This window comes from Paenibacillus sp. UNC499MF, assembly GCF_900107975.1.
Lineage (GTDB): Bacteria > Bacillota > Bacilli > Paenibacillales > NBRC-103111 > Paenibacillus_F.
Window position 1 is genome coordinate 1,124,996 of sequence record NZ_FNVF01000001.1, and the last position, 15,373, is coordinate 1,140,368.

Here is a 15,373-nt window from a genome sequence, read left to right on the forward strand (position 1 = left end):
CAAGAGCAAAAACAAGAGCAAAATGCCGCGTCTCAATTGCGGCTTTTTGCCGGTTGCCTTTGAGGTTTTTTACAAAGGCACAAATACCACTTGCACTCTTAGAAACTAAGGTGTAAGATAGGGTCATAAGACATTGTGATTTATTTCACAGACATATCCAATCAACCTTTTTCATTCATCCGCTATGGTTAATCACCAGCAGCTCTTTTTTTAACAAAGTATGTGAATAAATTCACTAATAAAATTCGGGAGGCTATCATCATGACATTCAAAGTTGCCGTAATCGGATGCACTCACGCAGGAACCGCCGCTGTTAAAAGCATTGCCGCACAATATCCCGACGCGGAAATCACGGTATATGAGCGTAACGATAACATTTCGTTCCTGTCGTGCGGAATCGCGCTTCATGTCGGCGGAGTGATCGGAGATGCGAAGGGGCTTTTCTACAGCAGCCCGGAAGAACTAGCCCGGCTCGGAGTCGTAACCAAGATGCGCCATGAAGTACTTGAAGTCGATGTGGAGGCCAAAACGCTCCGGACCCGCAACCTGGAGAGCGGGGAAGAGTTCGGCGGCACCTACGACAAGCTGATCGTAACGACAGGATCGTGGCCGGTCATTCCGCGGATGGAAGGCATCGGGCTGGAGAACATCCAGCTGTGCAAAAACTACGGCCATGCCCGTGAAATCATTGCCCGGGCAGCGGACGCAAAACGGATCACGGTAATCGGAGCGGGTTATATCGGCATCGAGCTCGTCGAAGCGTTCCGTGATCTGGGCAAAGACGTGACGCTTATCGACAACATGGACCGCGTCATGGCCAAATACCTGGACCCCGAGTTCACAGCGCTAGCTGACAAGGAGCTTAGGGAACGGGGAGTACGGCTCGCACTCGGTCGGACCGTCGAAGGATTCCGGGGCACGGACGGCAAAGTCCGGGAAGTCGTGACGACCGACGGCACTTTCGAGACCGACATGGTCGTGCTGTGCATCGGATTCCGTCCCGGAACGGATCTGCTCAAAGGCCAGATCGATATGCTGCCCGGCGGAGCTATTCTCGTGGACGATTATATGCGCACGAGCCATCCCGACGTGCTGGCGGCCGGAGACAGCTGCGCCGTCCGGTATAATCCGACGGGTGAGGCCGCCTATATCCCGCTGGCGACGAACGCGGTGCGCATGGGAACCCTTGCCGGCATGAACCTGCTGAAACCGGCCGTCCGTTATCAGGGTACCCAGGGGACGTCGGCCATCAAGCTGTTCGACTGGAATATCGCTTCGACAGGTCTTACCGAAGCGGCCGCAGCCGCGGCAGGTATAAATGCGGAGGCAGTCCTCATTCATGAGAACAACCGGCCGGAATTTATGCCAACCTACGACGACGTGATGCTGAAGCTGGTATTCGAAGCGGAAGGAGGCCGCCTGATAGGAGCGCAGGTCATGTCGAAAGCGGATATGACCCAGGCCGTCAATACGCTTTCGGTTTGCATCCAGAACCGGATGACCGTGCAGGAGCTTGCTTTTGTGGATTTTTTCTTCCAGCCGCACTACAACAAACCGTGGAATCTGCTCAACACCGCAGGCCTGGCCGCTATGAAACGGCTTCATGAAACGGAGAATGCCGTACCAGAGACGGAACATACGAAAACCGAAGTCGCCGCACGTGCCGAAGCCGGGACTCCCGAAAAATACGGAGTCGCGTAAACGGTCTGGAAATGCCGAGAGAACTGCCTTCCGCATCGGTGCCGGGAGCGTTCCGCACTGTGCAAGACTACCGGCACCCGAAGCTTAGCGTTCTATGACAATGACTGTTCCTGAGTCTGACAGAAGACAGAACCCGCTGCCGGTTCTTACGGCAGCGGGTTCTTTTAATTGATTCGTGTTTTGTCAGGTGGAGTTGGAGGCTTGAACCGGACTGCTGATCCCCACTCCACAATTATCTTTCAATTTTCTTTAGTAACAATAGGGGTCCCAATCCCGCTTCCCCTTTTTTTGAACAGCAAGATCGCAAGAAGTAAGGCTGCGCTTACAGCAGCAAAACCCGGCCAGCTCAAATAAAGGACATTTGTACGGCTGATGACAAGCCCGCCTAATCCGGATCCCAGTGCAAACCCGAATTGGATGAAGGAAGTATTTACGCTGAGCGCGATGTCCGGCTTTTGGGGTGCCAGAGTAACCAGATATAGCTGTTGGGCAGGGGAAATACTCCAGGTTGCCAACATAAAAACCATTAAAACCAAGATCAGCATAAAGAGATGGACACCGGCTAGAGGGAATAAAAGGAGAGTTGCTGCTTGTAACAGCAGTCCGAGACAAATTGTGAATTTCGATCCCTTTGCATCCGCCAATTGACCGCCCAACCTGGATCCGACGAAGCTGCAAATTCCCGCCAGGAACAGAACACCGCTAATTTCGGTTATGGAAAGAGAGGAGGCGGCTTGCAAGAAGGGCGTAATATAAGTGAATAGGGTAGAATAGCCGCCGATATACAATAAAGTAATAGCCAAGGCAGTCACAATTTTTGGGTTTTTTAAAATGGAAAGCTGCATCCTGAGGGTAACCTTTTCTTCTTCTATGATTGCCGGAACCTTTTTATAGATGATGAGCAGGGGAAGAACGCTTAATAAGCCGATCAAACCAAATAAAACCTTCCATCCGAACATCTCGCTAAAAAAAGTGCCAATCGGAACACCCAGCACTAGCGAACTGCTAAGCCCCATCAAAATAATACCGATCGCGCTGCCTCTTTTGTCTTTTTCAACGAGTCGTGTCGCTACTGCCATGGCTACTACCGTAGCGATTCCTCCGCTGGCTCCCTGAATAATTCGCACCCATAGGACTGTTTCGTATGACAGGTTTAGAAATATAAGCCCGTTGCCGGCAATAAAAACACCAAGGGTAGTCAAGAGCAGCTTCTTACGATCCATATTTATCGTGAAAGCAATCAGAATGGGAGCGATAATGGCCGCTGCGAGAGCAAATACAGTCACTAACAGCCCGGCTTCGGAAGTAGATACTTCCAGGTCCGCCGCGATCATTTCAATGACTCCCGTAATGATGTATTCAATGGTTCCGATCAGAAAAACAACAAGTGCCAAGACATAGACAATCAGGTTATTCTTCAATTCAACCCGCTCCTTCTCCGGTTATCTGTTTACTATGGGGATTTGTAGTTCCATTACTTGTGCACGTTGTTTTGTAGATCGTGGTAAATAGATCTCCCGGCCGGGTTCGTTTTCCTTAATCATATAGTTATTTTTCTCAATCCAATTAGCTAAATCAACACAGGCCGTGCAAGCAAAGGCGGAGTCCGAACGAAATGTCATGGTGGCCATCATCGGCTCAGGAGGAAGATTCCGCTGTTGAAATACATCAAGAGATAACGGGAGCTCCCGCGTTAAAAAATACCCGACCTCAAATTCGAACTCATCGTCTTTTTCTTCCGTTTCTTTCCATAAAACGACCTGAGGACTTTGAGCCAAATGACGAGTTTCTTTTGTTAATAATTGATTAAATGTACGAAACAGCTCTGGAATGTCTTCTTCTTTTCCCCGTGCTTTCAAAAAAAGAAACGGTTGAGCCCCTTCTGCTTTGATCCTGATTTCTTGTTCCGTTTCCGCTTGCCCCTCTCTTTCTATAAGCCGCATACGCTCCTCAATCCGGGCGAGCTTTGCTTGTTCGCTATCAATGATATGCTGGGTTTCACTTTTTTTCAGCTTAAACATCCCTTGAATATGCTCCGCTGTAATATCTTCACGAAGCAGCTGTATAATTTGTGGCAGTGTGAACCCTAATTCCTTATAGAGAAAAATGCGGTTCAGTTCAAGAAGCTGCTCTGCTGAATAGTAACGGTAGCCGGTATCATGATCGACCTTTATCGGCTTTAATAGGCCAATCTGGTCATAATAGCGTAGTGTTTTTAACGAGACCTTGCTTATTCTGGAAAACTCACTGATTTTAAACAAACTATCATCTCCAATCTATGCCATAACGAAAGTATATAGTTTCCCGTGCAGGGGAAAGTCAAGTGCCTTTCTTGTCATCATTTTACGACTACGACGCACTCAACGCAGAAACATAAAACTCAAAGAAACGTCCTCCGCAAAACTTTCTTCCGAATTCTTTCTAACATATAGAACTCTATCTCTCTACTGTCAAGGCAGGGAGCTTCGTGACCCTTCCTATTCCGAAACGTAAAATTTCCGTCAGTCCCACGAATATGGTAAAATTTATTAGAAGGCAGAAAGACAGATTCCCGGAAAACCGCGAAAGCCCGGCGAAGCGCAGCACCGGGTCAGGGATGTGCGAAAACGGCTAAGCCGAACCGCAACACAACGAATCAAAACCGGAATCGACATGACTAAAGCAAGGAAGCCGTCACTTACATATGCAGCTTAAAGGGCTTAAACGGCCCATGGCTTTACAAAAATTTTACGGGGAGGACAAGCTGATGACGTTCGCGGAACATTTTACCTAACTCTATTTACCGTTAATCCGGGGACCTCCTTGGGACGTCTTCATTTCAAATTATGAATATGAAAACCCGGGAGGTGCCGATCCATGCGTTCGGAACAAGAAATGTTTGATCTGGTATTAGATGTGGCGAAGAAGGACAGCCGCGTGAGAGCGGTCGGTTTGAACGGCTCAAGGACGAATCCGAATGTTCCCAAAGACATTTTCAGGGACTACGATATCGTCTATCTCGTCACGGATATGGAATCTTTTATAAACGACCCCGATTGGGTGAATGTGTTCGGAGAACGGCTGATTATGCAGACGCCGGAAAATATGGCTCTGTTTCCTAACGACCTGGGAAACCGTTTTTCCTATCTCATGCTATTTGAAGACGGCAACCGCATAGATATGATGCTTATTCCTCTTGAAGAGAAAGAGGTATACTGTCGGGAAGACAAGCTGACGGTGATCCTGCTCGACAAGGACAACGATTTGCCGGAGGTACCGCCTCCGACGGATGAAGACTATTGGGTTCAGCGGCCCGACGCCCAGCGTTATGCCGATTGCTGCAACGAATTCTGGTGGGTGTCTACCTATGTCGCGAAAGGACTTTGGAGACAGGAAATTTTGTATGCGATCGATCACATGAACTTGGTCAGAGCGATGCTGCTCCAAATGCTGGAATGGAAGGTCGGGATAGATACCGGGTTCTCGCTCAGTATCGGGAAGAACAGCAAATTTTTAAATCGCTACCTGGATGAAGAGTCTTGGAACAAGCTGTTGTCCACCTATGAAAACGGCAGTTATGAAGAGGTGTGGCAAGCTTTGCACGTCATGGGAGAGATGTTCGAGCCGGTTGCCCTTCAAGTGGCGGCTGAATTCGGATACGGATATCCTGCGGATGAAGCGGAGAAGATCAAACGGTATGTGCGGGACGTTCAACTTCTTGCTCCCGATGCGCGGGATATGTACTAAAACTTTAAAACGAAAAGAACCCTGACACATAGCTGTCAGGGTCTTTTTGTTCTGCTGCCGATGCCTGCGGGAAGCGGCTTCCGCTATTGCCGGACAGCCGGACATTCCCAGCGTATAGGCTGACAAGCCGGCTCCTTTTAGAGCGGGAATAGATTAAAAGAGACTGCGGCGGATCTGCAAATAACTTGATTTTTATATTGACTGTACGTTCATTCAATAATAAACTAAATCTAGTACCTGGAATATTTTAGTTGGTGAAAGGAGTTTGTGGACATGGATTTGTATTATGAAGTACAAGGTGAGGGCGTTCCGGTTGTGCTCATCCACAGTCCCGGCGTAGACTCTCGTGAATGGAAGTATATCGCTCCGGTTTTGGCGCGCTCGTTTCAGGTGATCACGTTCGACGGACGGGGGACCGGGAAGTCTCCGGCTTTGACCGCTCCGGCCGATTTGGTCGAAGATTTGAAGCGCCTGCTTCAGCATTTGAATATCGGACAGGCGGCTCTGGTCGGTCATTCCATGGGCGGGCAGGCGGCGGCGGAATTCGCTTTGTCCTATCCTTCTATGGTGAGCCGGCTTGTGCTTTTGGCCCCGTCGCTTACCGGGTTTCCTTACTCGGAGGCATTTACGCAGTGGATGGCTACCGTGAACTCTTTCGCCCCCGACATCGGCAAAATGATCGACTACTCGTTGTCCGGCCCTAATTACCGGGTAACGATGTCGGGTCCGCAGCGGGATTTTCTGATTGAGATGCAAACCGACTATATGCGAAAAGTGTTTACGGAATGGAAGAGCTTCGAAGTGAACTGGCCGCAGCCTCCCGCAATCGAGCGCTTAGAGGAAATTTCCGCGGATACCTTGTTTCTTCAAGGGACGGTGGAGTGGGAAGATATGGACCGCGTTGCGGAGGAGTATAAGCGTGTGCCTTCCTTTAAACACATCACGATAGACGGTGCCGACCATATGCTGACATTGACTCATCCCGCGGAAACCGCAGGTTTTATCGAACAGTTCCTGAAGGATCTTACCTGATGCCGCGCACAAAGGAAGAAAACGAGCGGGTCCGGCAGCTTGCCAAACAAAACATCCGGACTTCGGCCATGCAGGTTTTTATCGAGAAGGGGTATTACAACGCTTCTATCGCCGATATCGCACAGAGGGCGGGGGTTTCCAAAGGCCTTTTATACAATTATTATAAAGGAAAAGAAGAACTTCTCGGCGATATGGTACAAAGCCGGATAGAAGAAATCCAAGATGTCATGCTGAAAGCGGCCTCTCTCGACACACCGTCCGGGCAGTTGAAACATATCATCGACGGCGCTATTGACAACGTGCAGCAAAATCCTAAAATTTATCGGTTTTATCTGCATTTGCAGACGCAGCCCGAAGAAGATCTGCTGCTTTCCCGGTACAGCCGGCTGCTCAATGAGGAAATGGCCCGGCAGTTTCAGCTTCAATGCGAGATGTTCCGGAAGCTTGGGGTTTCGGATCCGGAAATAAGGTCCCTTCATTTCTCCTCGGCCATCCACGGAATTTCCTTGATGATCTCGACCTATCCCGAGCACTATCCCGTCCGCCAGGTGAAAGAGCAGTTGTATCGTGATTTCTGTGTGACCGGGTAACTTAGAGAGGAGCGTTTATAGTGGACAATCGTACGGCGGTAAACTTGGTTGAAAAGTATGTGAAGGCCTACAACGCTTTCGACATCGAAGGCATGCTCCTGCTCATGCAAGAGGAGATTGTGTTCCGAAACATCTCGAACGGCGTCGTGAATGCGGAGACGAAAGGGAAAGAGGCTTTCCGCGAATTAGCCGGGCAATCGAAAAAGCTGTTCTCCCAGCGCTGTCAAACGATTACGGATATTAATTTCCGAGGTGACCGGCTCGAAGTTCAGATTGATTACGAGGGAACTCTTGCGGCCGATCTGCCTAACGGGCTTAAAGCAGGGGAAAAGATCGCTCTCAAAGGAAAGTCGGTATTTGAAATGGAAGACGGCAAACTGCTCCTGATCGAAGATTATAGTTAAAAAGAGGATCGTCAGGTCTTCGCGTGCCATTCGGAAAACCTGCGGGGCTGTCTACATGCAGAACCGTTATGTCCATGACGGTGGTCATACGCTGGTTATACGGCGGCGCGTCATGCGATGCGTGTAACCGCTTAATGAAGCGCAGTGCAAGTTTCTTCCGGAAAGCGGAAAATGGCCGTGTATATGCGGCTGCGAATACAAAACAGGTGCAGGCTTTTTTAGCCTGCACCTGTTTTTTTATGACCCCGACGTTAGTAGCGGTCCATAATGAGCTGGGTTTTCAGCGAATCCTGCGCGAGGAACCAGCCTTTGCTCTGCAGCAGCGCGATAAGTTCGTCATGCTTCGCGGCGGCGGTCGACTCGCTCGTTGTCTTAAACGAAGCTTCGACTATGTATTCCGTGCCGGTTCCGGCAGAGTTGCGGATCGGCCACACTTCGATGTACAGCTTCAAGCCGTCCCACGTGCCGATCGAACGCTTGGCGAGTACGGGCCCGTAATAACGGGAGCTTCCGAGCAGACTCGTGCCCCAGCCGTCGCCGATCCAATCGTCGAACTTGCCCGGCGCGTTGCCGATCAGCAGGCTGCGGGCATCGCTAATAGACGGGAGGTCCATGCCGCTGTAACCGGACTTGCTCGCTTTTTTGCTTCGCGAAATGCTGAGGGTTTTGTTCTGGTAACCCCACTCGACCTGCGCTTCATAGTTCGTGTCCCCGGAGTCGAATCCATCCTGATTGGCCTTCGTAAGGGCGGCGTTGATGTCGTTGTTGGTGATCGGATACCGCTTTTTGTAAGTCAGCTCGAATTTGCTCTCGTCTTCGGATTTACGGATGCGCGTGCTCCAGCCGTTTGTATAAATATCTTTGGCGTTCGTATCCAGGAAAGCCACATTCATTTTAGTGACGCTGGACGGCATGGCGAACGTATTCAGCACACTGCTTTTCAGCTTGTTGTCCGAACCCAGAACGGCTTCCGGTTTCAACAAAATTTTCACCTCATAGTCCGGTACCAAGTTGCTTGCGGCTTGTGCGGGAGCGGACTGGATCACCGTTCCGGTCAACAGAGTCGTACCGACGGTCAGAACGAGCGCGGTGGTGCGGAGTAAACGTGTAAACATCCGGTTTTCTCTCTCCTTTATTCTCAACTAGAATAGTTTCCCATTATTTAGCATAGAGAATGTGTGTTAGCTCATCGTCAAAAAAAGATACGATTTATGTAAATACTTCAGCGCAGAGAGAAATAATGGGCGCAGCCACCTGCTCAAACTTGCGACCGCTGCCTATTGGAATCTGCCTGTTATTTATATTCGTAAAAAAGAAAGGAATACCAGAAATAATAAAGGAAAGGATGCTGGAAGAGGCTGGGTGTGCGAAATAAACGAAAACGAAGAAACGGGGCCGCGCTGAGCGGTTTTTTTGGTTGATCGGGTAAACGGGGGAGGGGCACTGGACGTTAAGCTCACATTGAGGCAAGGACAAACATCACACCAAATGTTGTTATTTTGTAAAATTGGATAAAAATAGACCTTATTATTAAATTAATACAAAATAGTTCAAAAATACCATGTTTACTTGTGGGACATCATATATAATTGGGAATTGATGGGGAATTATGTAATTTTATAAGCTCAGGCAGCAAAGGGTACTTCTACAAAGCTTGGAAACGATGGATCATTTTGTTTCGAGCACCTCAATCTATTCTCGTAAAACCCGGTGGCCGGGTTGATTTTGCCCATTTGCTCAGAAGACCTTGAAGGGAGGATGCCTGTACTCATTATCTCTATCCGACATCATCTGTCAAGTTTTTTGAGGGAGATTTTTGCCCGCCGGACAATTAATAAGACGAGCCTGCCGAAGGCTTCCCTTCACTTCTTGTCGAAGTTTTCGCGAAAGTTTGGAGTGTGGAATTAGATAACAGGGTTGCATACCTGAAAACGAATCTCTATAACAGGAGAGTGTCGATGTGAGAGAACATACTAACAAACGGTTTGCTTTAACTCAAGCGCAGCGAAGAATATGGAGTATGGAAATGATGTATCCGAACACATCGGTCGGAGTCATCGTGGGTACTTTGTTTATTCGCGGTCCCGTGAATAGCGAAGCTTTGATGCAGGCGATTCATAAGCTGATCCGGGACCATGACGCATTCCGAATCCGGATCGCGTCTACCGATGCCGGTGAACCCGTTCAATGGTTTGCGGAAGAATCCGACATCGAACCGCAGTGCGATTATATGGAAATAGGCGATGAAGCCGAGGCACAAAAATGGCTGGATCAGTTCAATCATACGCCATTGTCTATTTTTGACGATCAGTTGTACAAATTCTGTCTGCTAAATCTTAATAACGAAGAACATTGGTTTAACATTAAAATCCACCACAGTATAGCGGACGGCATCTCCTCACATCTTCTCAGCGCGACGATTATGGACAATTACGTGAAAATAATCGGCGGACAGGAACCGGACGCTAAAGCTAGAGGTACTTATCAGGAATATATTTATGCCGAACAGGAATATGAACGTTCGGAACGCTACCAGAAGGACAAAGCTTATTGGCTGGACAAGTTCGAGTCCTTTTCGGAAATTACACGAATGAAACCGAGTTCGCCTTACTCCGTGAGTACGGATGCCGACAGGGTCAGTGTGCCTTTCTCAGGCAAGCGCTATGAACAATTGCAGCGTTTTAGCGAGGAGAGCAACATCAGTACCTTTACGGTGTTCTTGGCGGCTTTATACATATTGCTTCACAAGGTAACGGGAAATGAAGATATTACGGTCGGTACGATATACGCGAACCGGACATCCAAGCAGGAGAAAGATACGCTGGGCATGTTCGTAAGTACGGTTGCGACCCGAATGCTGCTCGATCCGGATCAGCATGTATTGGCGTTTTTGCAGCATATCTCCAAAGAGCAGAAGGCGAATCTCCGCCACCAGAAGTATCCGTACAACCAGCTCATCCAGGATTTAAGAGAACGGAACAAGCAGTGGGACGTTCCCGAACTGTTCCGGGTCGATATTGAATATTTGCCCGTCACCGTGACGAATTACGACGGCCTCAGCGTGGTCCGCAAGAGCAGTCATTCCGGCCATGAAGTGGGCGATTTTGCCGTACACGTCGTAGATGCGCTGGACGACAAGGAAATCGATCTCAATATCGATTACCGCGTCCAATTGTTCGATGAAAGTGAGATTTTGCGGATCGCGGAGCAGCTGTTTACGATCATTGACCAGATTGTCCTTAACCCGGAGCAGACCGTTCGCGAGTTGTCCATGCTCAGCGATGAGGAGAAACAGAAGATTTTAACCGGATTTAATCCCGTAGTGTCCGAGCTCCCTCCTGCCAAAACGTTCCACCGGTTGTTTGAGGAGCAGGCTGCGCTAAATCCGAATGCGGCGGCCGTGGTGTACGAGAACAATCAGCTCACCTACGGGGAGCTCAACGAGCTGGCAAACCGCCTGGCGGGTACTCTGCGGGGGGCAGGTATCGGCAGAGAATCGGTCGTGGGCATTTTGGCCGACCGGTCGGTCGATCTGCTCGTCGGCGTCATGGCGGTATGGAAGGCCGGAGGCGCATACGTTCCGCTCGATCCGGATTACCCTTCCGACCGCATCCGCTATATGCTCGGGGACAGCGGAGCTTCGGTGCTGCTCACACAAACCGGGCTGAAGGACAGGGCCGGGGCGTGGCAGACGGAAGGCGGAGCGCTGCATACGGTTCTTTGCCTGGACGACGAGAATTCGTACGGCGAAGAAAGGGCGAACGCACCGGCCGGCTCCACGGACGAGGCCATTGCCGCCGGAATAACCGGCAGTGTGCCGGCGGAGAGCAGGCCGGAGGACCTTGCTTACGTGATCTACACGTCCGGCACGACAGGACGGCCGAAGGGCGTCATGATCGAGCACCGGAGTCTGGTGAACACGGCAGCCGCCTACCGCAGGGAATACGGGCTCGATCAATTTCCCGTTCGCCTGCTTCAGCTTGCGAGCTTTTCTTTTGACGTGTTCGTCGGGGATATCGCCCGCACCCTCTACAACGGGGGCACCATGGTAATTTGCCCGAAAGACGACCGGATCGATCCGACACGCCTGCACGGCTGGATACAAAGCCGGCAGATCACCGTGTTTGAATCGACGCCGGCGCTCATCATACCGTTTATGGAGCATGTGGCCCAGCAGGGGCTTGATATGAGCTCCATGAAGCTGCTCATCACCAGCTCCGACAGCTGCAGCGTCGAAGATTACCGTCAGCTCCAGGAACGGTTCGGATCTGGATTCCGGATCATTAACAGCTACGGTGTAACGGAGGCGGCCATTGATTCAAGCTTCTACGACGAACCCGTATCGAAGCTTCCGGAAGCCGGCAACGTGCCGATCGGCAAAGCGTGGCTGAATGCGAAATTTTATATCGTGGACGCTCAGCTAAATCCTGTCCCCGTCGGAATTCTCGGGGAGCTGTGCATCGGAGGGCCGGGCGTCGCCCGGGGATATATGAACCGTCCCGAATTGACGGAAGAGAAGTTTGCGGAAAGTCCGTTCGCCGCCGGAGAGCGCCTGTATCGTACGGGCGATCTGGCACGCTGGATGGAAGACGGCAATGTGGACTTCATCGGGCGGATCGATTATCAGGTGAAAATCCGGGGGTACCGGATCGAACTCGGCGAAATCGAGACGGCCATGCTGCGCTTTGACGGCATCCGCCAGGCGGTCGTAACCGACCGTACCGACGAACGGGGCCAGAAGTATTTGTGCGGTTACGCGGTGTCGGAATGTGAAATCGATACCAGAGCCCTGCATGCGTATCTGGAACAGACGCTCCCTTCGCATATGGTGCCGGCTCGCGTGATGCGTCTGGACCGGCTGCCTCTTACCCCGAACGGCAAAGTAGACCGCAAGGCGCTGCCTGAGCCGGAAGGAAGCGTGCAGGCGGAGGTCAAGTACATCGCTCCCCGAACTCCGGCGGAGCAGGCGCTTGCCGCCGTCTGGCAGTCCGTACTCGGCGTGGACAGAGTCGGTCTGTCGGACAATTTCTTCGGACTCGGCGGAGACTCGATTAAAGCGCTCCAGGTTTCATCAAGGCTCCTTCAGGCCGGTTACAAGCTGGTCATGCGCGATCTTTTCCACTATCCCACGATAGCGGCCCTAAGTCCGCAGCTTCAAACGGCCGGCAAAACGGCCAGCCAGGAAGCAGTAACGGGAGCCGTGACGCTGACGCCGATTCAGCGCTGGTTTTTCGGGCAGAATCCGGCCGATCCGCATCACAGCAACCAGGCGTTCATGCAGTACCGCAGGGAAGGCTTCGACGAGACGGCGCTTCGGCTGACGATCGCCAAGCTGGTCGAGCATCACGACGCGCTGCGCACGGTTTACCGTAAAACCGGTACCGGCTATGAAGCATGGAACCGGGGGTTGGACGAAGAGCTGTTCAGCCTGGAGGTGACAGATTTTACAGGGTACGAAAATTGTGCGGATGCCGTCGAGGCGAAGGCAAGCGAAATTCAGGGAAGCATCGATCTGGAAAAGGGACCGCTTGTCAAACTGGGTCTGTTCCGCTGCCCGGATGGCGACCATCTGCTCATGGCCATCCACCATCTCGTTGTGGACGGCGTGTCCTGGCGCATCTTGTTTGAAGATTTTGCGGCCGGCTACGAACAGGCTCTCGGCGGAGAAGCGATTTCGCTTCCGCATAAAACGGATTCGTTCCAGACGTGGGCCGGGCAGTTGTCCCGCTATGCGGATAGTACGGCGCTTGAATCCGAGCGGGCTTACTGGAGTGGAATCGGGCGGATCGAACATACGCTGCTGCCCAAGGATTTGGGACAGGAGAAGTCACGGCTTCAAGACAGCGATATCGTGACCGTAAGATGGACGGAAGGCGAGACGGGGCAGCTTTTGAAGCAGGCACACCGCGCCTACAATACGGAGATGAACGATCTTCTTCTTACCGCTCTCGGTAGGGCCGTCCAAGCCTGGACCGGACAAAGCCGGATACTCGTGAATCTTGAAGGCCACGGCCGTGAAGACATTCTTCCGGATGTGGACATTACAAGAACCGTCGGCTGGTTTACGAGCCAATTTCCGGTTGTGCTGGAGAGCGGCCGCGACCAGACGATTGCCCAGCAGATCAAAGGGACGAAGGAAGGTCTCCGGCGTATTCCGAACAAGGGAATCGGCTACGGCATTCTGAAGTACATGTCGGAGGAGGGAAAGGACGACCTGTCCGGTTCCGATCCGGAAATCAGCTTTAACTATCTGGGACAGTTCGATCAGGATTACGCGAGCAGCGGCCTGGAGCCGTCCCCATACTCCACCGGCGACGATGTGAGCCCGAATGCGGCGATGGATTTTGCCCTGGACATGAACGGGATGGTTACGGAGGGTGCGCTGGAGCTTACGATCCGTTATGGAACGACGCAGTACTGCCGGGAGACGATTGAACGGCTGGGCGGCCTGCTCGAAAGCAGCTTGCGTGAAGTTATTGCGCACTGCTTGTCCAAGGATATGCCGGAGCTCACGCCGAGCGATGTCCTCCTGCCGGAGCTGACTGTGGAAGAGCTGGAGCAGCTGACGCTGCGTACCGCCTCTATCGGAGAGCTGGAGAACGTGTATACGCTGACTCCAATGCAGAAGGGCATGATGTTCCACAGCTTGCTGGACGCCGATTCGGAAGCCTATTTCGAACAGGTGACGTTCGACCTTAAGGGCAGCCTGGACGCCGAAGCTTTTGCTAAGGGGCTGGATGTGCTGATTCAACGGCATGAAGCGCTTCGGACCAATTTTATGATCGGTTGGAAAGATGAACCGGTTCAGATCGTGTTCCGCGAGCGTAAGGGCGAAGTTTATTACGAAGATATAAGCGGACTTCCCGAGACGGAGCGGGAGCATGCGCTGGCCGAACTGGCAAACGCCGACAAAGCCCGGAAGTTTGATTTGGCGGAAGACTCCCTTATGCGGGTAACTCTTGTCCGGACCGACGAACAGTCCTGGCATCTTATCTGGAGTCACCATCATATCCTGATGGACGGCTGGTGCATGTCCTTCATGATCAAAGAAGTGTTTGAAAGCTATTTCGCATTCCTGGAAGAGAGAAAATCGGAGCTTCCTCCCGTTACACCTTTTGCCCGTTATATCGAATGGCTGGAAAAACAGGACCGGAAAACGGCGGAAGACTATTGGAGCGGTTATTTGAACGGCTACGATCAGCATACGAAGCTTCCTCAGGAAAAAGCGCAGCGCAAGCAGGGAAGTTTCAACGCGGTCGAACTGGATTTCGAATTCAGCCGGGAGCTGAGCGAGAAAATCGAACGTGTGTCCAGGCAAAATCAGGTAACGCTCAGTACGTTTGTCCAAACGCTGTGGGGTCTCGTTCTTCAGGTGTATAACAACAGCCGGGATGTCGTGTTCGGCTGCGTCGTTTCGGGCCGTCCGGCAGACATTGCCGGTGTGGAGAGCATGATCGGCTTGTTTATTAATACAATTCCGGTCCGGGTCCGGAGCGAAGCGGGAGAATCCGTGGCGGATGTGATGCGGAAAACCCAGGAGCAAGCCTTGGCATCGGGGGCGTACGATACGTTCCCGCTATATGAAATCCAGGCCCTCAGCGAGCAAAAACGCGATCTCATCAGCCATATCATGGTATTCGAAAACTATCCGATGGAAGAACGGATCGAAGAACTTGTCGGAGGCAGCGGGGCTTTGGCCATTTCCAACATTCAGGCTCCGGAGCAAACGAACTATGACTTCGATATAACGGTTATTCCAGGGGAGCGGATTGTGATCCGGTTTACCTATAACGCGGATACGTTCAGCGAGGAGGATATCCGGGGCATACACGGCCATTTCTCCCGTGCGGTCGAGCAGGCTGCGGCCGATCCGAACATTCGTGTCGAGCAGCTGGAGCTGCTGACGCATTCCGAAAAAGA

General features: G+C 51.6%; 9 protein-coding genes. 6 read left to right on the forward strand and 3 right to left on the reverse strand.

Annotation, left to right across the window (positions count from 1 at the left end):
• Positions 1-261: 261 nt before the first annotated feature.
• Positions 262-1,701, forward strand: a complete 1,440-nt coding sequence (locus C4S74_RS05050) for an FAD-dependent oxidoreductase (RefSeq protein WP_103994232.1) — start codon at positions 262-264, stop codon at positions 1,699-1,701.
• Between the two features lie 239 nt (positions 1,702-1,940).
• On the opposite strand, the gene C4S74_RS05055 is transcribed toward C4S74_RS05050, so the two are convergent.
• Both C4S74_RS05055 and C4S74_RS05060 read right to left on the reverse strand, forming a co-directional pair.
• On the reverse strand, positions 1,941-3,122 hold the full coding sequence (locus C4S74_RS05055) for an MFS transporter (protein WP_103994233.1): 1,182 nt from the start codon (positions 3,120-3,122) through the stop codon (positions 1,941-1,943).
• Between the two features lie 21 nt (positions 3,123-3,143).
• Positions 3,144-3,962, reverse strand: a complete 819-nt coding sequence (locus C4S74_RS05060; RefSeq protein ID WP_103994234.1) for a MerR family transcriptional regulator — start codon at positions 3,960-3,962, stop codon at positions 3,144-3,146.
• A 595-nt stretch (positions 3,963-4,557) separates the two neighbouring features.
• Between C4S74_RS05060 and C4S74_RS05065 the strand changes: the two genes are divergently transcribed.
• The 4 genes from C4S74_RS05065 to C4S74_RS05080 all read left to right on the forward strand — a co-directional run bounded on the left by C4S74_RS05065 (position 4,558) and on the right by C4S74_RS05080 (position 7,453).
• Positions 4,558-5,427, forward strand: coding sequence for an aminoglycoside 6-adenylyltransferase (locus C4S74_RS05065; RefSeq protein ID WP_103994235.1), 870 nt, complete (start codon positions 4,558-4,560; stop codon positions 5,425-5,427).
• Between the two features lie 273 nt (positions 5,428-5,700).
• Complete coding sequence (locus C4S74_RS05070) at positions 5,701-6,459, forward strand: alpha/beta fold hydrolase (protein WP_103994236.1); 759 nt, start codon at positions 5,701-5,703, stop codon at positions 6,457-6,459.
• Positions 6,459-7,049, forward strand: a complete 591-nt coding sequence (locus tag C4S74_RS05075; RefSeq protein ID WP_103994237.1) for a TetR/AcrR family transcriptional regulator — start codon at positions 6,459-6,461, stop codon at positions 7,047-7,049. The genes C4S74_RS05070 and C4S74_RS05075 overlap by 1 nt, the downstream gene beginning before the upstream one ends.
• A gap of 20 nt (positions 7,050-7,069) precedes the next feature.
• A complete protein-coding gene (locus tag C4S74_RS05080; RefSeq protein WP_103994238.1) occupies positions 7,070-7,453 on the forward strand; it encodes a nuclear transport factor 2 family protein in 384 nt (127 codons plus the stop codon).
• A 251-nt stretch (positions 7,454-7,704) separates the two neighbouring features.
• On the opposite strand, the gene C4S74_RS05085 is transcribed toward C4S74_RS05080, so the two are convergent.
• On the reverse strand, positions 7,705-8,568 hold the full coding sequence (locus C4S74_RS05085) for a hypothetical protein (RefSeq protein ID WP_103994239.1): 864 nt from the start codon (positions 8,566-8,568) through the stop codon (positions 7,705-7,707).
• Positions 8,569-9,413: 845 nt separating this feature from the next.
• On the opposite strand from C4S74_RS05085, the gene C4S74_RS05090 reads away from it, so the two are divergent.
• A partial coding sequence (locus C4S74_RS05090; RefSeq protein WP_146065476.1) for a non-ribosomal peptide synthetase occupies positions 9,414-15,373 on the forward strand: 5,960 nt, incomplete at its 3' end.

Bases quoted from the DNA above. Each gene is read 5' to 3' on its own strand.
- C4S74_RS05050 (WP_103994232.1), top strand. From the start codon at position 262: ATGACATTCAAAGTTGCCGTAATCGGATGCACTCACGCAGGAACCGCC.
- C4S74_RS05065 (WP_103994235.1), top strand. From the start codon at position 4,558: ATGCGTTCGGAACAAGAAATGTTTGATCTGGTATTAGATGTGGCGAAG.
- C4S74_RS05070 (WP_103994236.1), top strand. From the start codon at position 5,701: ATGGATTTGTATTATGAAGTACAAGGTGAGGGCGTTCCGGTTGTGCTC.
- C4S74_RS05075 (WP_103994237.1), top strand. From the start codon at position 6,459: ATGCCGCGCACAAAGGAAGAAAACGAGCGGGTCCGGCAGCTTGCCAAA.
- C4S74_RS05085 (WP_103994239.1), bottom strand. From the start codon at position 8,568: ATGTTTACACGTTTACTCCGCACCACCGCGCTCGTTCTGACCGTCGGT.